This window comes from Salinivibrio siamensis (assembly GCF_001996005.1).
Lineage (GTDB): Bacteria > Pseudomonadota > Gammaproteobacteria > Enterobacterales > Vibrionaceae > Salinivibrio > Salinivibrio siamensis.
In genome coordinates this window covers 58,903-78,671 of record NZ_MUFB01000017.1, presented here as the reverse complement: position 1 = coordinate 78,671, position 19,769 = coordinate 58,903, and the positions used below count along the sequence as shown (strand labels likewise).

Below are 19,769 nucleotides of genomic sequence, written 5' to 3'. Positions count from 1 at the left end.
GCCCCGAGATGAGTCATCCCTAGAGCTTCGAGCTCTCTAAAGGGTTGTTCTAGACTAGAACGTTGATAGGCAGGGTGTGTAAGCGCTGTGAGGCGTTGAGCTAACCTGTACTAATTGCCCGTGAGGCTTAACCATACAACACCCAAGAGGTTTTGGGTTGGACTTRAAATAAGCCAGTTGATTGTGGCGAGAACRAACAGCTTTCTAGATTACAAAATTTTGCTTGGCGACCATAGCGCTTTGGACCCACCTGACTCCATGCCGAACTCAGTAGTGAAACGAAGCAGCGCCGATGGTAGTGTGGGGTCTCCCCATGTGAGAGTAGGACATCGCCAGGCTTGCTTTCTTGTTTTCAGATTTTTGGAAAAATCTGAAGGCAAAAACGGCTCATCTTGTTGATAGCTCGATGCTTTTGATATCTGCGATGCTCATGTATTGGCATACACTGCGCGTCTCGATTCAAAATTCTCATCGCATCAAACAAGATAACCTAATTAAAGCAACGTAGTGTAAGACTTTAATTAGAAGTGATTTAATTATCAAAGCAGATAAAAAGTAAGACTTTGATGAAGCGTTTTCGCTGATATAGCTCAGTTGGTAGAGCGCACCCTTGGTAAGGGTGAGGTCGGCAGTTCAAATCTGCCTATCAGCACCAGGTTTTTCTTGGCGGCCATAGCGTAACGGCACCACCTGAACCCATGCCGAACTCAGAAGTGAAACGTTGCTGCGCCGATGGTAGTGTGGGGTCTCCCCATGTGAGAGTAGGTCACTGCCAAGAGTTATTCATAAGCCCTCCGCATTTGCGGGGGGCTTTTTTCGTTTTTGCCTCTCCTCATTGATCCTGTCTTTTCCTATGCTTAAACAACACTTGTGCAATGTTTGATTATTGCTTGAGCTCGGTCAGTGGCTGCGTTATGTTATTAGATATCTGGACGTCTAAACATCCCTAGGAGGCAGTGATGCCGATTAAAATCCCGGATCAACTTCCCGCGACCAATATCCTGCGGCGCGAAAATATTTTCGTGATGACAGAAACCCGTGCGGTGAGTCAAAACATTCGCCCGCTGAAGGTGCTGCTACTTAACCTGATGCCGAAAAAAATCGAGACCGAAACGCAATTTATGCGTCTGCTTTCTAACAGTCCCTTGCAAGTGGATGTGGAGTTACTGCGGATAGATAATCGACCAAGCAAAAATACGCCAACCGAGCATCTTGATACCTTCTATCGTCAATTTGAGACCGTACGAACGCGCAACTTTGATGGTCTGATCGTGACGGGGGCACCGTTAGGACTGGTGCAGTTTGAGGACGTGATATATTGGGAGCACCTTCAAGATGTGATGAATTGGGCGCATAAGCACGTTACCTCAACCTTATATATTTGTTGGGCCGCGCAAGCAGGGTTAAAGTTGCTGTATGATTTACCCAAGAAAACCCGCAAAGAGAAGTTGTCAGGGGTTTACCGTCACCAAATTAATGCTGAGTTATGCAAACACCCGCTATTACGTGGCTTTGATGATAGCTTCTTAGCGCCCCACTCACGCTATGCGGATTTTTCTCCGAGTTATCTGGCCGAACATACCGACCTCGATATTTTAGCCACGTCCAATGAAGCGGGTACCTATCTGGCGGCGACGAAAGATAAGCGCAATGTGTTTGTCACCGGTCATCCTGAGTATGATTCTCATACCCTGCATCATGAATACCATCGGGATTTAGAAGAAGGCATGGAGCCCGCGGTCCCCCTTAACTATTACCCAGATGACGATCCTTCGCAGCCACCGTATGTGAGTTGGCGCAGCCATGGGCATTTACTGTTTGCCAACTGGCTAAACTATTGTGTTTACCAGCAAACGCCCTTCGACTTGGATGCCTTTTCCGCGTCTAACTTTACCCTTGATGAATAAAAAAGCGCCCGCGGGCGCTTTTGGGTTAGGGACTCGGTTAGCTTTGATGTTTATCCATTTCGTCTTGTGCTGCGTTTGCTTTATCAACCATGCCTGTCATGGTTGAGCCTTGCACCAAAATGGAGAACACCACCACCGCATAGGTCATGATGAGGATCAGCTCGCGAACATCGATATTTTTTTCCGGCACCACCATGATGCCAGCGGGCACGGCCATTGCCATGGCCAACGCAAGCCCTCCGCGTAAGCCTCCCCAGCTTAATATACGTACCGCCCAAGGGTTATAGGTTCGAAAGCGCTTAAAGCCGAGGTAACACACTTTCACGCTAATAAACCGGGCGAGAAGCACAATAGGCACCACCGCCGCCATAATGATCCAGTCTTCTTTATGGAAACTGATTTGCAGCAAGCTAACCCCGATGAGGAGAAAGAGTAGGCTGTTAAGAAATTCATCGACCAGTTCCCAGAAGTGGTCGAGGTGATCTTCACTTTCTTTGGAAAAGCCAATAAAGCGGGTCCAGTTGCCAATCATAATCCCGGCAACCACCATTGCCAGCGGGCCAGAGACATGCAGCATATCGGCCAGGACATAGCCAGCGCTGGGGATAGCCAGCGTTAATAGCAATTCCATCGAGTGGTCGTTGGTGGCACAAATCAAGCGATGGAAAAGATAGCCAAGCACCAGGCCATATAAAATCCCGCCAACGGCTTCTTGTAAAAACAAGGCAATGGTACCGCCCACCGTCGGGTTGTTGTCGCCAAAGGCTAGGGTAAAAAGAGTCACAAAGATCACGATACCCACGCCATCATTAAATAGCGATTCTCCCTCTATTTGTGTCGTGATCCGCATCGGTGCTTGCAGTTTTTTCACAATGGCGAGAACAGCAATGGGATCGGTCGGCGAGATCAGCGCGCCAAATAGCAGGCAGTAGAGATAATCGAAAGGAATACCGATCAGCTGAAACACGCCCCAGATACCGGTGCCGATTAAAAACACAGAGACCAATAGCCCGCCGATCACCAGGGTCGTGATCTCCCACTTTTGGTCGGAGAAAGAGGGAAGCTTGACACCAATTCCCCCCGCGAAGAGCAAAAAGCCGAGGACGCCTTTGAGCAAAAAGGTATCGAAGTGGATATCTGTCAGTATTTGCTCGGCCATGGTTTTGAGTGGAATGGCTTGGTATTGACCGGCGACCACTATCAACAAAGACAGTAGGAGCGAGCTGGCGGTGATGGCGATGGTGGTTTGTACTCGACTGATTTTACTATTAATAAAAGCGATAAAGATGGCTGCAGCAGCCATAAAGCTGAGGATTGCGTAAGTTGACATGCCGCTTCCTAGTACAACGAGGGAATGAAAAAATGTGTCAAAATATTAATAGAAATCGTTGTCAAAACGAACAGCTGAATTGAAATAGATCAAAATAAATTGTTATTTATAGACGTCTAGATTTCCATTTTCGCTGTGGTAGGATGAAATGACTGCAACGAGGAAGATGATAAGCGTAATAGTATGGACCGACTGACACAGCAACTGCGCGACCGTATTCTAGTGATCGATGGTGGCATGGGCACCATGATTCAGGGGTTAGGGCTCAATGAGGCCGATTATCGTGGCCAACGTTTTAAAGATTGGCACTGTGATGTGAAAGGCAACAATGATCTTTTGGTGCTGACTCAGCCTGATAAGATCGCTTCGCTACACAGTGATTACCTGGCCGCGGGCGCGGACATTATTGAAACTAACACCTTTAACGCCACCCAAATTGCGATGGCCGATTACGACATGCAGGCGCTGAGTGCGGAAATCAACGTAGCGGCAGCCCGGCTTGCGCGTGAGGTCGCTGATGCGTGGACGGCGAAAACGCCGGATAAACCCCGTTTTGTCGCGGGTGTGTTGGGGCCGACCAACCGAACGTGCTCAATCTCACCAGATGTGAATGACCCTGGGTTTCGCAATGTCAGCTTTGATCAGTTGGTCGACGTGTACGCCGAGTCCACCGAAGCACTCATTGAGGGTGGGGTTGATATCATCATGTTGGAGACCATTTTTGATACCTTGAATGCCAAAGCCTGTGCGTTTGCGGTTGAAAAGGTCTTTGATGCCCGTGGGTTTCGCTTACCCATTATGATCTCCGGTACCATCACTGATGCGTCTGGACGCACCTTATCCGGACAAACGACCGCCGCCTTTTATCACTCGCTGCGCCATGTTGAGCCACTGTCGTTTGGCTTAAACTGCGCACTGGGGCCGGCTGAATTGCGCCAGTATGTCAAAGAGCTGAGCGACATTTGTGAGGGATTTGTCTCCGTCCACCCTAATGCGGGGTTGCCCAACGCGTTTGGTGAGTATGACCTTTCTCCCGAAGAGATGGCGACACACATTGATGAGTGGGCGGCGTCTGGCTTTATCAATTTGGTCGGTGGTTGTTGTGGCACCACGCCTGAGCATATTCAAGCGATTAGCGACGCGGTGAAAAAACATGCGCCACGCTCTCTGCCTGACCACCCTGTGGCCTGTCGCTTATCTGGGCTCGAGCCTCTGACCATTAATGCCGATAGCTTGTTCGTTAACGTGGGTGAGCGCACCAATGTGACTGGCTCAGCACGCTTTAAACGTTTAATCGTTGAAGAGCAATACGACGAGGCGCTGGAAGTGGCATTGCAGCAAGTGGAAAACGGCGCCCAAATCATCGATATCAATATGGATGAAGGCATGTTGGATGCCGAAAAGGCCATGGTGCGATTCCTCAATTTATGCGCGGCCGAGCCGGATATTGCCCGTGTGCCAGTGATGATTGACTCCTCTAAATGGGAAGTGATTGAAGCTGGCCTCAAGTGCATTCAAGGGAAAGGCATCGTCAATTCTATTTCGCTCAAAGAAGGAGAAGAGGCTTTTCTTCACCAAGCACGTTTAGTCCGTCGCTATGGCGCGGCGGTGATCGTGATGGCGTTTGACGAACAAGGTCAAGCCGATACTCAAGCGCGGAAAGTGGAAATCTGTACGCGCGCTTATCATCTTCTGGTCGAGCAAGTCGGTTTTCCGCCGGAAGATATTATCTTCGATCCCAACATTTTTGCGGTTGCTACCGGCATTGATGAGCACAATAACTACGCAGTCGATTTCATCAACGCCGTGGCTGACATTAAACAAACCCTGCCGCATGCCATGATCTCGGGCGGCGTCTCCAATGTGTCGTTTTCGTTTCGAGGCAACAACCCAGTCCGCGAGGCCATTCATGCGGTGTTTTTGTATCACTGCATCAAAAATGGCATGGACATGGGGATCGTCAACGCCGGTCAGTTAGCCATCTATGATGATTTAGCCGAGTCTTTGCGCTTGGCAGTAGAAGATGTGGTGCTCAACAAAGATGATGGCGCCACGGAGCGTTTGCTGGAGATCGCCGACAGCTATCGCGATAGCGGGGAGAACGAGGTCGCGGAAACCGCGGAGTGGCGCAGTTGGCCGGTGGAAAAGCGGTTGGAACATGCACTGGTCAAAGGCATTACAGAGTTTATTGTTGAAGATACCGAGCTGGCTCGCGCCGCGGCAAGTAAACCTCTAGAAGTGATTGAAGGCCCGTTGATGGCAGGCATGAACGTGGTCGGGGACTTGTTTGGTGAAGGCAAGATGTTCCTGCCACAAGTGGTGAAGTCGGCACGGGTGATGAAGCAGGCGGTGGCTTACCTTGAGCCCTACATCAATGCTGAAAAGCAGCAAGGACAGACCAATGGCAAGATCTTGCTCGCCACCGTCAAAGGGGATGTGCATGACATTGGCAAAAACATTGTTGGCGTGGTGCTGCAATGTAATAACTTCGAGATTATTGATCTCGGCGTGATGGTGCCGACCGATAAGATCCTGTCGGTGGCGCGTGAGGAAAACGTCGATATTATTGGTTTATCAGGCCTGATTACCCCATCGTTAGATGAGATGGTGAACGTGGCGAAAGAGATGGAGCGCCAAGGGTTTGATGTTCCTCTGCTTATTGGCGGCGCGACCACGTCCAAAGCCCATACCGCGGTGAAGATTGAACAGCATTACCATGCGCCCGTGGTCTATGTGCCCAACGCGTCACGTGCCGTGGGTGTGTGCTCATCGTTGCTGTCACAGACTCAGCGGCCGGATTTTTTGGCCCGTTTAGCCAAAGACTATGCGGCGGTGCGTGAGCAACATCAACGCAAAACGCCTCGAACCGCTCCCGTCACCCTTGAGCAGGCGCGGGACAATAAGTGGCAAACGGACTGGGCAAACTATGCTCCTCCGCAGCCGTTGAAGCCGGGCGTGCATGTTTACGATGATGTCTCGATAGCGACCTTACGTCAGTATATCGACTGGACACCCTTCTTTATGACGTGGTCACTCAGTGGCAAATTCCCGGCGATTTTGGATCACGAACTAGTGGGTGAGGAAGCGCGCCGTTTGTATCAAGACGCCAATGCTTGGCTCGATTGTTTCGAGGCAGAAGGCTTGGTCGCCGCGAAGGGAGTGTGTGGCCTTTTTCCTGCCAACAGCGTGGATGATGATATTGAAGTGTATACCGACTCGTCACGACAAACGGTGAGCACCATATTGAACCACTTGCGTCAGCAAACGAAAAAGCCACGTGGTGCCAACTATTGCTTGTCGGACTTTATTGCGCCAAAAAGCAGTGGCCAGCCGGATTGGATTGGCGCATTTGCGGTGACAGGTGGTATTGGCGAATATGCCTTGGCGGAAGAATACAAAGCGAAAGGGGATGATTATAACGCGATCATGATCCAGGCGGTCGCCGATAGACTCGCAGAAGCCTTTGCAGAGTACCTCCATCAGCAAATTCGGATTACCTTGTGGGGCTATGCGCCCGATGAGACGCTCGATAACGATGCGCTGATCCGCGAGCAATACCAAGGGATCCGGCCAGCGCCAGGTTATGCCGCCTGCCCTGAACACAGTGAGAAAGGTAAGATTTGGCAATTGCTGTCGGTAGAAGCGCATACGGGGATGACACTTACCGAAAGCTATGCCATGTGGCCGGGCGCGTCGGTCTCAGGTTGGTATTTTTCCCACCCTGAGTCACGTTACTTTGCGGTGGCGAAGATCCAAAACGATCAGCGAGACAGCTACGCAGCACGCAAAGGGTGGAGCAGCGAAGAATCGGAAAAATGGCTCGGGCCGAACTTAAACGGCTAACGAAAGAAGCCAGCACATTGGCTGTGCTGGCTTTTTTATTATTCAAATAAGTCCGCGTGTAACCGCTGCACCACCTGGGTGGCATCGTCATCTTCAACCACAACACATACATTGTGGTTGCTGGCACCGTAGCAAATCATGCGTAGTTTATGCTGTGCTAAGGCACTGAACACTGGTGCTGTCGCGCCAGCAGTATGATTCATATCATTGCCAATCAGCGCTACCACCGCCAGGTTCTCGCAGATCTCGACATGACATAACTGGGTCAGCTCGGCGATAGCCGCTTGTGGCAGCTGCGGCGCGTCGCCCTGAGTGTTGGTTTGATCAAGGGTTAAAGCGACACTGACCTCCGAGGTGGTGATCAAGTCCACCGAGATTTCAAATCGTGCCAAAACCTCAAATACTTTGGCCAAAAAACCATATGCATGGAACATGTTTAAGCTGGTTAGTGTCACCATGGTTTGGTTTCGTCGTAAGGCGACGGCACGAAACAGCGGTGCCGAGTGCGCTTGCTCGCGGATCCAGGTGCCGCCTTGCTCAGGCGCTCTCGCGGCCCCGACAAACACTGGTATATGTTGGCGCACTGCAGGCAGTAAGGTGGACGGGTGCAGGATTTTGGCACCAAACGTGGCCATTTCTGAGGCTTCGCTAAAACTAATCTCACTGATTGGGCGCGCTTGTTCGGCAATCCGCGGGTCGGTGGTATAAATCCCGGGCACATCGGTCCAAATGGCCAAACTCTCTGCGTCTACGGCTTCGGCGAACAGTGCTGCACTGTAGTCGCTACCACCACGGCCTAAGGTGGTGGTTTGTCCGTGGGCATCCGCGCCGATAAACCCTTGGGTGACCACTCGATGTGTGGCTAAATGCGGAAGCAATTGGTCGTGGCACTGTGTTCGCGTCTGTTGTGGGTCAGGCTGGGCACAGCCAAACTGGCTGTCGGTGCGCAGCAATTCACGCGCATCTACTCTCAAAGCGGTTATACCTCGGCTGTTGAGCAAATGGGTGAAAATATGGGTTGAGATCAGCTCGCCGCAGGCAACTAACGCATCCGTTAGCGCTGTGTCAGGAATGATGGCCGCTTTTTCGGCATACTCGGCAATGGCGAGATGCCAGTGTTCGACGGCTGCTTGCGTGTTTTGGCAATCAGGAAGTTGCTGCAATATTGCTTGGTGAATGGCATTAATGGCGTCCAACTTGGCTTGGCGCACGTCAGGGTCGTTGATCCCTTTTGCGAGCGCGACTAAATGATTGGTCACTCCGGCGCACGCACTGATCACGATTAAACGGGTTTGCGGGTTTTGCTCGATAACCGCGGCGCTTTGCTGCATCGCCTCTAGCGTCCCGACACTGGTGCCGCCAAACTTAGCGACTGAAATTGATGGTAACGGGTTCACGTCCTTTTCCCCTTTTGAGCTCGTGCTCATTGATTCAATATATTCAAAAGTCAGTGGGGAACATCAGAAGTCACATCGTGACCGCGATAAATACCGCGACAAGGTAGGAAGAGCAAACGGCAGGCATTCTGCCAGAAGCGCTCCACCTGTCTGTCCATATGGATGACAAGTGACAGCCTGAAGGATTCAGCCTTCAAGGCCGGCAGCGTATCGACCCCGATCTTACGCCACCTCGGCATTGTCTCCCCTGGTTATCACGCTTAGGAGTGGGGCTCCGCCTGATAACTGCCTGAGAAATGCACCTCTTCTGCATGTTCAGTCATGGGTTGGTGACCGCATGAACAGTTTTAACATTACGGGTGTGGTCGCAGGGTGTCAACCGTGTTTTTGCTCTTGATGGGGGAGCACTGCCCAGCCCCCGCTTTGAATGAGTAAAAGGAGGCCATTGCGCCCTATCGGCACTGAAAAGAAACATAAATCGCCGCTAGCGATCACACAGTTCATGTGCCAGAGGCTAGGGGGATGGCGAAAAAATATGCTATAACGGTGAGCCTCGGTACCAACAACAAGGATTCGTGATGGCTCGTGCAATTTCCGATATTCAGTCTTTTCAACCCGTCGCTCGCACATTGATGGGGCCAGGGCCCTCTGACATTTACCCGTCGGTGCTGCAATCATTGAGCAAGCCGACATTGGGGCATCTTGACCCCTTATTCATTGGCATGATGGATGAGGTCAAGCAGCTACTGCAGTACGCTTTTCAAACCGACAATCCGTTTACCATTGCGGTCTCTGCACCTGGAAGTGCGGGGATGGAAGCCTGTTTTGTCAATTTGGTGGAGCCTGGCGACACAGTGATCGTCTGTCGCAATGGCGTGTTTGGCGACCGGATGCGAGAAAACGTGGAGCGTTGTGGTGCACATGCGGTCATGGTTGATGATGCCTGGGGCGCTCCGGTTAATCCTGAAAAGGTTGAAGCGGCTTTGAAGGCGCACCCGGAGGCTAGCATAGTCGCATTTGTCCACGCGGAGACGTCCACAGGCGCTTGCTCTGATGCACAGGCCCTTGCCACCTTGGCACGTGAACACGGCTGCCTCACTATTGTCGATGCGGTGACCTCACTCGGTGGCGTGCCGTTGAAGGTGGACGAGTGGCAATTAGATGCAGTCTATTCAGGCAGTCAAAAATGTTTGTCGTGTGTACCGGGCTTGTCGCCAGTGACATTCTCGCCCCGTGCAGTAGAAAAAATGCAGGCGCGGACTCACAAGGTGCAAAGCTGGTTTCTCGATCAAAGTTTGGTGCTGGGGTATTGGAGCGGCGACGGCAAACGTAGCTACCACCATACGGCACCCGTGAATAGTTTATATGCCCTACATGAAGCCCTGCTCAAACTGTATCACGAAGGGATTGAGAACGCGTGGCAACGCCACGATACCATGCATCAGCGTTTGAAAGCGGGATTGGACAATTTAGGGATTGGCTTTGTGGTCGATGAACCTTATCGTTTGCCCCAGCTTAACGCCGTTTATATTCCTGAGGGCGTGGATGATGCCGCCGTGCGCCAGCATTTACTTCACACCTATAACTTGGAAATTGGCGCTGGCCTCGGTGATTTGGCGGGTAAAGCTTGGCGAATCGGCTTAATGGGCTACGGCGCAAGGGATGAAAACATTGCCCTGTGCCTTAAAGCCCTTGAAGAGGCATTGCGCTAGGGCGTCGAATGATCCGGTAGGGTATGGCGGATTGTCCATACCTTCGCCGCGTTTGGATACAAGTAACGTGCTTCTTGCTGGATATCGCGAGCCCGCTGACGGTCACCGATTTGTAGGGCCACTTGATAGGCATGCTGATAGCCAGCAAAGCGTGGTCGTTGTGCGACTTGGCGCAATAATTGGTTAAGGTGTTGCTGGCGCTCAGTGTCAGACAGAGTTGCTAAATTAGCCTGAAAGTGACGGCTTTGTTGTGCGTGGGCGAGCTTTTGCTGCCACCATGGATGTTGCTGGTATAAGGCAAAACGTTGCGAGCTGAGTAAAGAGTCGCGCAAATAACGATTGGCCAAATATACGGACGACAGGCACACGAGTGTCGTGATGACGAGGGCAGTGATCACGGTGCGACTGGCCACACGTTGGCTGTAACCATGAGTGAGTACCGGGTAGCGGCGATATTTGCTGGTGAGGTTATCAAGCCAGTATAGCCAAAGGAGTAACAATACCCCATTGAACCACTGGGTGCCGCTTACCGGATAGATCATCAGTCCAGTGAGCGGAGGTAGCACTAAAGCAATCAAGATCCGCCGTGTCCCTGAGGGAGCACGAAGGATCCTGACGCCGAGCGCCATGATCACCAACACATAGCCCAATCCAATCAATAAGCCTCCTTCCAACAGCCAAAACAGCAGTGCACTGGGCAGGTTCACTGGACCAAGGTGGCCGGGTTGTGAAGCAGAAAGCAACAGCAAGGCCTGCTTACCATTCCCCATGCCCACGCCGAAAAAGGGCGTTGTCTGCCATTGTTGCCACGCTAAACCCAACGCACGTCGCTCGCCGTCGCTCAGCCATTGCCAACTATCTTGACCACTGAGGGCAAATATCGCCAGGATCGCGCCGAGACAGACTGCCACAAGCCAAGCTTTGTGCTGGCGCCTGGAGGCAAAGCGACTCAAATAGGCTTGCTGTAACACGATGGCACACAAGGCAAAGAGCAGCAGCAGGGGCTGGCCTTGCATCGCTAACACTGGAATAAAAACCAAAGGGGTGACGGCCAATAAGCTTTGGCTGATGGGATGGCGGTAGCGGCCACTCGGCTCTCTGGCGAGAATATACGCCGCTAAGGTGAGACCTGTAAGTAGCAGTGTGTGCGTGACCGCAGGGGGCAAGTGAGGCACCCAGTTGTTAAACATAAAAGGCGCCATGCCCGGTGGTGATTGATTGCCCAACACCGACAGTACCGCTAGCCAAGAGGCGAGTAAAAATACCCCGAGTAGCTTTTGCCGCTGCGAATGGTTAAAAACAAACTGTTGAAGGCTGGAGAAGAAACCGAGGCTAAGTATCAAGGCGGCCATGGCATAGCCGCTATTGAGTGCCTCAGCGTGTGGGTAGTAATAAGGAATAATCGCCAGGCCCGTTGCCAAACCAAGCATCCAGGTCAGTCGGCTTGCCCGCCAAGTATGCTGACGCACGACTTCTAAGCAGGCAAACCCCAAGGTGAACGCGAGCGTTAACAAGGAAAGCGCCGCTGCAGGGTGACGTATGCCAACCAGCGGGAGAGACACCGAGTACAGTGGTAAGCAGATCAACCACAAGGCCGCTAACGTTAGTAGAAATGGGGTTGTTAGCGGCTTTCGTATCACGCGACTCTGCGGCAGCGCTGAGGTCATTATCGCTCCAACATAGGTTTGAGGAAGTGAGCGGTGTGGCTACCCACCACATCCACGATCGCTTCCGGTGTACCTTGCGCGATGATTTCACCGCCGCCATTACCGCCCTCTGGCCCTAAGTCGATGATCCAGTCCGCGGTCTTTATCACATCCAGATTATGCTCAATCACCACGATAGTGTTGCCCTGTTCGCGCAAGCGGTGCAGGACATTAAGCAGTTGCTGAATATCATGGAAATGAAGCCCTGTGGTTGGTTCATCGAGGATGTAAAGCGTTTTACCCGTGTCACGCTTAGACAGCTCTCGTGCTAACTTGACCCGCTGTGCTTCACCCCCCGATAAGGTGGTGGCCGCTTGGCCAAGGCGAATATAGCTCAGGCCGACATCCATCAATGTTTGCAGTTTACGCTTGATAGCGGGTACGGCGTCGAAAAACTCACGCGCGTCCTCGACGGTCATCTCAAGGACTTCATCGATGGTTTTGCCTTTATAGCGTACTTCCAATGTTTCCCGGTTATAACGTTTACCTTTACACACATCACAAGGTACATACACATCGGGCAAGAAATGCATTTCCACTTTGATCACGCCATCACCTTGGCACGCTTCGCAGCGACCGCCGCGCACGTTAAAGCTAAAACGGCCCACTTTATATCCGCGTGCCCGTGCCTCTTGGGTACCGGCAAAGAGTTCACGTATCGGGGTAAAGATCCCCGTATAGGTGGCTGGGTTTGAGCGTGGGGTACGGCCAATAGGGCTTTGATCAATATCGATCACCTTGTCGAAATGTCCCAACCCATCAATCGACTCGTAAGGCGCGGGATCGGCGGTGGTCGCGCCGTTTAATTGCTGGTGGGCCACTTTAAAAAAGGTGTCATTGATAAGCGTTGACTTGCCTGAGCCTGACACGCCCGTCACGCAGGTAAGGAGTCCGACAGGTAGGTGGAGATCAACGTTTTTCAGGTTGTTGCCCGTCGCCCCTTTCAGCGTCAACATTTTGTTTGGATCGCGCTCAATACGCTTTGCGGGAACCTCGATCGCTTGCTTTCCACTTAGATACTGACCTGTCAGTGATGACTCACTGGCGAGTATGTCCTCTAAACTGCCTTCGGCAACAATTTGACCACCATGTGCCCCGGCCCCCGGGCCAATATCAATGATGTAGTCGGCCGCGCGAATGGCATCTTCATCATGCTCGACCACCATGACAGTGTTCCCCAGATCGCGCAGATGCTCCAAGGTATCGAGCAAGCGGGCATTGTCACGCTGGTGCAGACCAATAGAGGGCTCATCCAGTACGTACATGACCCCCACCAAGCCCGCGCCAATTTGGCTGGCCAGTCGAATACGCTGTGCTTCACCGCCAGAGAGGGTATCGGCACTGCGCGATAAATTCAGGTAGTTAAGCCCCACATTGACTAAAAACCGTAGCCGGTCATGGATCTCTTTCATCACTTTTTCGGCAATCTTAGCGCGTTGCCCGGTCAAGGTCAGTTGTTCAAAGAAGTCCAGCGCCTGTTGAATGCTCAGCTCACAAATCTCGGGTAGATTGTGGCCGTCGATAAACACGTGACGAGCTTCTTGGCGTAAGCGTGAGCCACCGCAGCTGGCACAAGGTTTGGTGGCGATATATTTGGCAAGCTCATCGCGCACAGCATTCGATTCGGTGTCGCGATAGCGACGCTCCATGTTATTGAGGATCCCCTCAAAGGGATGCTTACGTACGCGAATATCGCCCCGATCGTTGACGTATTTGAACTCGATCTCTTTCGGGCCGGAACCGTACAAGAGAATGTCCTGAACGGTGCCCGACAGATCCTGCCACGGCGTTTCCAAATCAAAGCCATAATGCTCAGACAGCGAGCGTAGCATTTGGAAGTAATAAAAGTTACGCCGATCCCAGCCGCGGATCGCCCCACCCGCGAGGCTGACGGCTGGATTTTGGAGAACGCGCTTAGGATCAAAATACTGTTGCACCCCCAAGCCGTCGCAGGTACCACAGGCACCAGCTGGGTTATTAAAGGAGAACAGGCGCGGCTCAAGCTCTTGCATGCTGTAACCGCAGTGTGGGCAGGCAAAGTTGGCGGAAAAAATGATCTCTTCCCCTTCACCGTCCATCCAACTGATCACTGCGCTGCCGCCTGTTAGCTCGAGCGCGGTCTCAAAAGATTCTGCCAAACGCTGTTGCTGATCATCGCGCACTTTAAAGCGATCGACCACCACCTCAATGGTGTGCTTTTTATGAAGCTCCAAAGTCGGCGGATCGGATAGATCGCACACTTCGCCATTGATTCGGGCACGGATAAACCCTTGCGCAGCGAGGTTCTCCAGAGTCTTAACATGCTCCCCTTTACGGTTTTTAATGATCGGCGCGAGCAGCATCAGCTTGCTTCCTTCCGGCAGCCCAAGCACTTTATCGACCATCTGACTGACGGTCTGAGCCGCTAAGGTCACATCATGAGCGGGACAGCGTGGCTCGCCGACTCGCGCATACAGTAAGCGTAAGTAGTCATACACTTCAGTGATGGTGCCGACCGTTGAGCGCGGGTTATGCGAGGTGGACTTTTGCTCTATCGAGATCGCAGGTGACAGACCCTCGATATGGTCAACATCGGGTTTTTCCATTAAGGAGAGAAATTGGCGCGCATACGCTGACAAGGATTCAACGTAACGGCGCTGGCCTTCAGCGTATAGGGTGTCGAAGGCCAGCGATGATTTTCCCGAGCCAGATAGGCCGGTGATCACAATCAGTTTATCACGAGGGATGGTGAGGTTGATGTTTTTGAGGTTATGCGTGCGCGCGCCTCTGACGTCGATATTGTCCATTATTATCCTACTACTCAGTCAGCTCACTGGTTGGTCGCCTAGTATGGCACAGACATGACCATGACCAAATAAAAAGGCTGTATATTTACACAGCCTTTACTCGAAGGGGAAAAACGCGCGATCCGACGCGGTTAACGTTATCGACGGTTTTTGACCGTTGCTTCGTCTTTGTTGCTTCCGCCAAGGTAGTGGTGCTTGTAGCAGTGATTGGTGGCTTCAATAAAGCCTTCTACGCTGCCACAGTCAAAGCGCTCGCCTTTAAATTTATACGCCAGTACACACCCTGACTGTGCTTGTTTGAGCAGCGCATCGGTGATCTGGACTTCGCCGTTTTTACCTGGCGGGGTCGTTTCTAACAGATCAAAGATATCTGGCGTTAAAATATACCGGCCAATAATAGCAAGATTGCTTGGCGCATCGCCGGGATCGGGTTTTTCCACCATGTTGTCTACGCGGAAAAGGTCATCTTTGATCTCTTGACCGGCAATGACACCATATTTATGGGTCTCATCTTCCGGGACTTCTTCCACCGCGACAATCGAGCAACGGAACTGGTTATATAGAGCGACCATTTGCTTGAGAACGCCATTGTCAGGATGGATGCAAAGATCATCGGCGAGCACGACAGCAAACGCTTCGTCGCCGACCAGATCGCGACCGGTTAAAATCGCATGTCCGAGTCCACGCATTTCGTGTTGGCGAATGTAAGTGAATGACGCTTTCTCTATGGTATTGCGAATGTCATCGAGTAACACTTCTTTGTTGGTGCCACTGATTTGATGCTCAAGCTCATAGTTTTTATCAAAATGATCCATGATGGCATGCTTGCCACGACCGGTGACAATACACATGCCGTTGATACCCGCTTCCAAGGCTTCATCCACGCCATATTCAATCAAAGGCTTGTTGACCACTGGCATCATTTCTTTCGGCATCGACTTGGTTGCCGGTAAAAAGCGGGTGCCATAGCCAGCCGCTGGGAACAGACATTTTTTTATCATCTCAGATCCTTTCGTTTTTGTTGGGTGGCGAGCGGTTTATGACGCGGTCGACACCCCTAAGCGGGTTGTTAGCAAGCGGCTGCTAACAATGTTATCTGGGTCAATAGTTTGCTGGGTTCAGTGCGGCTAAGCAAGTACTGCGCGCCAACGCGGCCAGATAGCGTGACCGTCCCCGCGTTGCTTAGTCCGCATGGGCGGAAAAATACGCCATAAATGCATCGGTAAAGGCCGATAAGGACGCCGGTGGGAGGGCATTAATTCCCGCCGCCGCGGCGCGGCCACCGCCTGTTGTGAATTGCTCGGCCAACTGCGCCGCCCCAGTAGGCCGATTTAACGGGGCACGAATACTGACCATCCATTCTCCTCCTGGCATTGGCGTGAGCACGGCATGGGCTCTATCAGGATGGCGGTTGGCTAATTGGTTGCCAAACATGCCACTTATTCGGCGTGCCCAAGCGGCATCGGGAAGCTGATACACTTGTGCGTTTTCATCGCCTAGCGCCGGGGTTAGGGTTTGCGCATGCGCCCGGTCGCTTTGATACGCGTCAGCCAGTGCCATCACGATGTCCGGATAAGCGCGCATAAAAGCATCGGGGGTCGAAAAGCCACACAGGTGACGATATAACACCGCGGGGGGCATAATGAGGTCATCCAAGCTCGCGCCATAGCTGTTGTAGTTGAGATAGTGGCCGAGCTGTGCCAGCCGCGCGCGCGTTTGCTCGTCAATACCCGACTGTTGAGCGAGGGCATTTGCAGTGCGATCCAGGTTATCGCCATACGCGCCAACTAACGCCCATTCTCGATACTGCCCATCGAGAAGTTTATCGATAATAAGCGCGGTACAGGTGTTAGCACTGGTATGAATATGTGCGTCTAACAAAGGCGAATCTGGGATGGGGCCACTTTGATGGTGATCGGCATAGAACACGCGCGTGCCAGCCGCGAGTAATCTCGCGAGTGCGTCTTGGTTCTTCGCCATCGAAACATCGAGTACTGTGACCTGCTCGGGGCCTGTGGGCACTTGCTTTAACAGAGCAATATCGCGTTTAACCCCAGTAATTAACGTGGTGGCTTGTGGGTGCGCTAAGCGCCATTGCACCAGCGCGGTAAGCCCATCGGCATCCCCGTTAAAGACATCAAATCCCATCCTGTGATTCCTTTTTAACTGAGTAACGTGACATCCTACCTTGATGGGTGAGCTTGACCCAACTAGCGGTGATCGTCGTCGGTGCCAGGATAGGCCTCAAGCCCCGTCGAGCCAATTAGGGACAAGTTGCTTTTCGCCCAAAACACGGCTTGTACTCGGTTTTTAACATTGATTTTCTTAAACACGTTATAAAGGTGCGACTTAACGGTATGCTCACTGACGTCCAATGCACGGGCAATGTCTTGGTTAGAGGCGCCCGTGACAAGATGGCGCAGGATTTGTTGCTCGCGGTTGGTCAGGACAATGGCCTGCTCATCGATCGCTTGTTGGTGGTGCTGCTGATAATAGTGAATTAACGCGGCCATTTTGTGACGGGGGAGCCAGTACTCGCCAGAGAACATCTTTTCGATGCCATAACATAGGTGGCGGATCTCATCTTCTTTTTTAAAGACCCCTTTGATAAATGGCCAGCTGGCGAGTTCTTTGGCACTTAAGTCATGTGCATTGAGCAGCGCAAAGACATGTTGGTCGGCAAAGGGGATCAGCGATTGTTTTAGCTGCTCGGTGGCAATGTCATCAAAGGCGTTTAAGTCTACCAACACCAAACCGGGTCGTGCGGTGAGCTTGTCAGTGATCGCATCGGGCGTCACGAGTTCAACCTCGCTATGAATTGCTTTTTCTAAGCATGTCATCAGTGCAGACACAGACATGCTGGGCTGAGAAATAAGAAGCAGTGTGTAACTATCTGAGGTGGTTTCGGCCTGGTTCATAAGCATCCTACTGATGATGACTCAACATGCGTATCCGTGTGACGTCAGTGGGGTGATCACCGACGTCAAGGCTGGGCAAGCTTTCCATCAGTCTAAACCATTTTTATCTTTAAGGTATACGCTGCGAGTGATAACCCATTGTGCTGACGCTTTAACTGCAGAATATGGAAACAGATCGCGTGGAAAAGCTTCGAACCTCTGGGGTGCTCGTGCTAGACTTCCTCCTTATTTATCCAGTTTGCGAAATCGTTTCGCGCGCAACCAAGAACAGTGGGAGTCACCTATGGCCAGCCGTGGCATAAACAAAGTCATCTTGATTGGTAATTTGGGCAACGAWCCGGAAATCCGTTACCTCCCGAACGGCGGTGCGGTGGCGAACCTCAGTCTCGCGACCTCAGAGTCATGGCGTGATAAAAACACCGGTGAGATGCGTGAGAAAACAGAGTGGCACCGTGTTGTGCTGTTCGGTAAAACCGCCGAAGTCGCGGGTGAGTATCTGCGCAAAGGCTCTCAGGTGTATATCGAAGGCCAACTGCAGACACGCAAGTGGCAAGACCAAAACGGGCAAGACCGTTATACCACGGAAGTCGCGGTACAACCGTTTAGTGGCAGCATGCAAATGCTGGGTGGCCGTGGTGGTCAGAGCCAAGGTCAGCCCATGCAGCAGTCACCGCAGCAGCAAGGTGGATGGGGACAGCCTCAGCAGCCTCAACAACCACAGCAAAACTTTAACCAACAGCCACCGCAGCAGTCGGCACCACAGCCACAGTCGCAACCTCAGCAGCAATACAACGATTTGCCTGATTTTGACGACGATATTCCGTTCTAAAACGGACTGCGTTAAGTGGCGAGTCAACGCCAATGTGGTTGAAACGAAAAAGCCCCTGTTGGGGCTTTTTGCTTTTTGGCGTGGTCGGTTACTGAACGGGCTGGGTTAGGCGACACCGGGGCCCGCTTTTAAAAAGTGCGGCAATTGCACCGGCGTTGGGCATTTTAACTGGCCCATTACTTGGGTCATTTGTTGGGTGAGCATATCTATCGCGTGTTCCCCCCCATGATGGCCCAACGCGCCACAGGCATAGACAAAAGTGCGGCCCAGCAGGGTGAAGTCGGCGCCCATGGCCATCGCTTGGGCTACATTCCCGCCGCTTTGTACGCCACTGTCCATCAGCAGTTTAATCTTGTCACCATATAAGCGCTTGATGGTTTGAATGGTATCCAGTGGCGACTCGCCAACATCTAACTGACGTCCCCCATGGTTGGATAAGACCACTGCGTCGGCACCGAGCGCAACCGCTTGTTTGACATCGTCTGGGTTGACCAAGCCTTTTAATACCAAGGGGCCGTCCCAGTTATCGCGGATCACCTTGAGGCTGTCGAAGTCGACGGCGCCCATCACCGTATTGTTCATAAAGTTCGCCAGTTCGCTGGTGGGCATGTTTTTTGGCATGTAAGGCTTGAGGGTTTGCATCTCAGGCACGCCAGCCAGTAACGTCTGCCAGCTCCATGCCGGACACTGCATCATTTGCACGATATTGCGCAGGTTCATTTTCGGCGGCATCGCCAAGCCATTTTTTATATCGCGCGGGCGATAACCGAAGGTCGGCACATCCACAGTGACGACCAGCACTTTATATCCTGCACTTTTAATGCGACCCATGAGATCTTTACGGATCTTGGCATCCGTTGGGTTATAGAGTTGATACCACGCCGTTCCCTCAGAGATCTCGGCGATGGTCTCAAGACTCGCTGAGGATACGGTGCTGAGCACATAAGGAAGCTTTGCTTGATAGGCCGCTTTTGCCAAAATTTCCGGCGCCTTGGGCCACATTAACCCTTGAAGTCCGACGGGGGCGACGCCAAAAGGCGCGGCATAGCGTTGGCCAAATAGCTCGACGGATAAGTCGATCTCTGGGGTAGGCGCAAGCAAGTCAGACTGCAGTTTTACGTGTTCAAACGCCCCGGCATTGTGCGCCACGCCAATTTCATCGTGACAACCGCCGCAAAGATAATCAAAGGCGAAGGCTGGGATACGCCGTTTTGCTGCACGTTTAAGCGAGGGGGTATCAGGGTACTTAGGATTATAATAGGCCATGAATATTGCACGTTGTTGAGGTGAGTGTCTTGTCTCACCCTAGCGCAGTGATTGTTATCGATATATAGATAAAAG

Annotated in this window: 12 protein-coding genes, 1 tRNA gene, 3 rRNA genes and 1 riboswitch; of the genes, 8 read left to right on the top strand and 8 right to left on the bottom strand. The window is 52.1% G+C overall.

The genetic code is table 11. The annotated features are described in order from the left end of the window. The 5 genes from BZG73_RS10435 to metA form a co-directional block, all read left to right on the top strand. Positions 1–135: ribosomal RNA gene (locus BZG73_RS10435) — 23S ribosomal RNA — on the top strand; the annotation flags it as partial. A gap of 87 nt (positions 136–222) precedes the next feature. Beyond that, positions 223–338: ribosomal RNA gene (gene rrf / locus BZG73_RS10430) — 5S ribosomal RNA — on the top strand. 241 nt (positions 339–579) lie between these two features. Then, positions 580–655 (top strand) — tRNA-Thr (locus BZG73_RS10425). A gap of 7 nt (positions 656–662) precedes the next feature. After that, a 5S ribosomal RNA gene (gene rrf / locus BZG73_RS10420) occupies positions 663–778 on the top strand. A 181-nt stretch (positions 779–959) separates the two neighbouring features. Continuing rightward, positions 960–1,907, top strand: a complete 948-nt coding sequence (gene metA / locus BZG73_RS10415) for a homoserine O-acetyltransferase MetA (protein WP_077668249.1) — start codon at positions 960–962, stop codon at positions 1,905–1,907. A gap of 37 nt (positions 1,908–1,944) precedes the next feature. On the opposite strand, the gene BZG73_RS10410 is transcribed toward metA, so the two are convergent. After that, positions 1,945–3,237: a cation:proton antiporter gene (locus BZG73_RS10410; protein ID WP_077578640.1), complete on the bottom strand. Its 1,293-nt coding sequence runs from the start codon at positions 3,235–3,237 to the stop codon at positions 1,945–1,947. A gap of 183 nt (positions 3,238–3,420) precedes the next feature. Here BZG73_RS10410 and metH point away from each other — a divergent pair, with 183 nt between their 5' ends. After that, a complete protein-coding gene (metH, locus tag BZG73_RS10405) occupies positions 3,421–7,080 on the top strand; it encodes a methionine synthase (RefSeq protein ID WP_077668248.1) in 3,660 nt (1,219 codons plus the stop codon). Positions 7,081–7,118: 38 nt separating this feature from the next. On the opposite strand, the gene lysC is transcribed toward metH, so the two are convergent. Continuing rightward, complete coding sequence (gene lysC / locus BZG73_RS10400) at positions 7,119–8,507, bottom strand: lysine-sensitive aspartokinase 3 (RefSeq protein ID WP_077668247.1); 1,389 nt, start codon at positions 8,505–8,507, stop codon at positions 7,119–7,121. Between the two features lie 97 nt (positions 8,508–8,604). Continuing rightward, positions 8,605–8,792, bottom strand: a riboswitch (Lysine riboswitch). A 263-nt stretch (positions 8,793–9,055) separates the two neighbouring features. On the opposite strand from lysC, the gene BZG73_RS10395 reads away from it, so the two are divergent. Continuing rightward, the gene (locus tag BZG73_RS10395; RefSeq protein ID WP_077606026.1) at positions 9,056–10,189 is read left to right on the top strand and encodes a pyridoxal-phosphate-dependent aminotransferase family protein; all 1,134 of its coding nucleotides are present in this window, start codon (positions 9,056–9,058) and stop codon (positions 10,187–10,189) included. Here BZG73_RS10395 and BZG73_RS10390 read toward each other — a convergent pair. The 5 genes from BZG73_RS10390 to BZG73_RS10370 all read right to left on the bottom strand — a co-directional run bounded on the left by BZG73_RS10390 (position 10,186) and on the right by BZG73_RS10370 (position 17,599). Continuing rightward, the gene (locus BZG73_RS10390) at positions 10,186–11,856 is read right to left on the bottom strand and encodes a Wzy polymerase domain-containing protein (protein ID WP_077578644.1); all 1,671 of its coding nucleotides are present in this window, start codon (positions 11,854–11,856) and stop codon (positions 10,186–10,188) included. The two genes, BZG73_RS10395 and BZG73_RS10390, sit on opposite strands and share 4 nt — an antisense overlap. Then, positions 11,856–14,681 carry an excinuclease ABC subunit UvrA gene (gene uvrA / locus BZG73_RS10385; RefSeq protein ID WP_077668246.1) on the bottom strand — a complete coding sequence of 942 codons (2,826 nt, stop codon included), beginning with the start codon at positions 14,679–14,681 and terminating at the stop codon, positions 11,856–11,858. The genes BZG73_RS10390 and uvrA overlap by 1 nt, the downstream gene beginning before the upstream one ends. A gap of 137 nt (positions 14,682–14,818) precedes the next feature. After that, on the bottom strand, positions 14,819–15,682 hold the full coding sequence (galU, locus tag BZG73_RS10380) for a UTP--glucose-1-phosphate uridylyltransferase GalU (protein WP_077578646.1): 864 nt from the start codon (positions 15,680–15,682) through the stop codon (positions 14,819–14,821). A 181-nt stretch (positions 15,683–15,863) separates the two neighbouring features. Next, positions 15,864–16,829 carry an acetyltransferase gene (locus tag BZG73_RS10375; RefSeq protein WP_077668245.1) on the bottom strand — a complete coding sequence of 322 codons (966 nt, stop codon included), beginning with the start codon at positions 16,827–16,829 and terminating at the stop codon, positions 15,864–15,866. Between the two features lie 62 nt (positions 16,830–16,891). Beyond that, positions 16,892–17,599, bottom strand: coding sequence for a LuxR C-terminal-related transcriptional regulator (locus BZG73_RS10370; RefSeq protein ID WP_077668244.1), 708 nt, complete (start codon positions 17,597–17,599; stop codon positions 16,892–16,894). A gap of 283 nt (positions 17,600–17,882) precedes the next feature. Here BZG73_RS10370 and BZG73_RS10365 point away from each other — a divergent pair, with 283 nt between their 5' ends. After that, positions 17,883–18,428, top strand: coding sequence for a single-stranded DNA-binding protein (locus BZG73_RS10365; protein ID WP_077668243.1), 546 nt, complete (start codon positions 17,883–17,885; stop codon positions 18,426–18,428). A 105-nt stretch (positions 18,429–18,533) separates the two neighbouring features. Here the strand turns inward: BZG73_RS10365 and BZG73_RS10360 are convergent, their stop codons facing one another. Next, positions 18,534–19,694, bottom strand: a complete 1,161-nt coding sequence (locus BZG73_RS10360; protein ID WP_077639267.1) for an alpha-hydroxy acid oxidase — start codon at positions 19,692–19,694, stop codon at positions 18,534–18,536. Between the last annotated feature and the right edge of the window lie 75 nt (positions 19,695–19,769).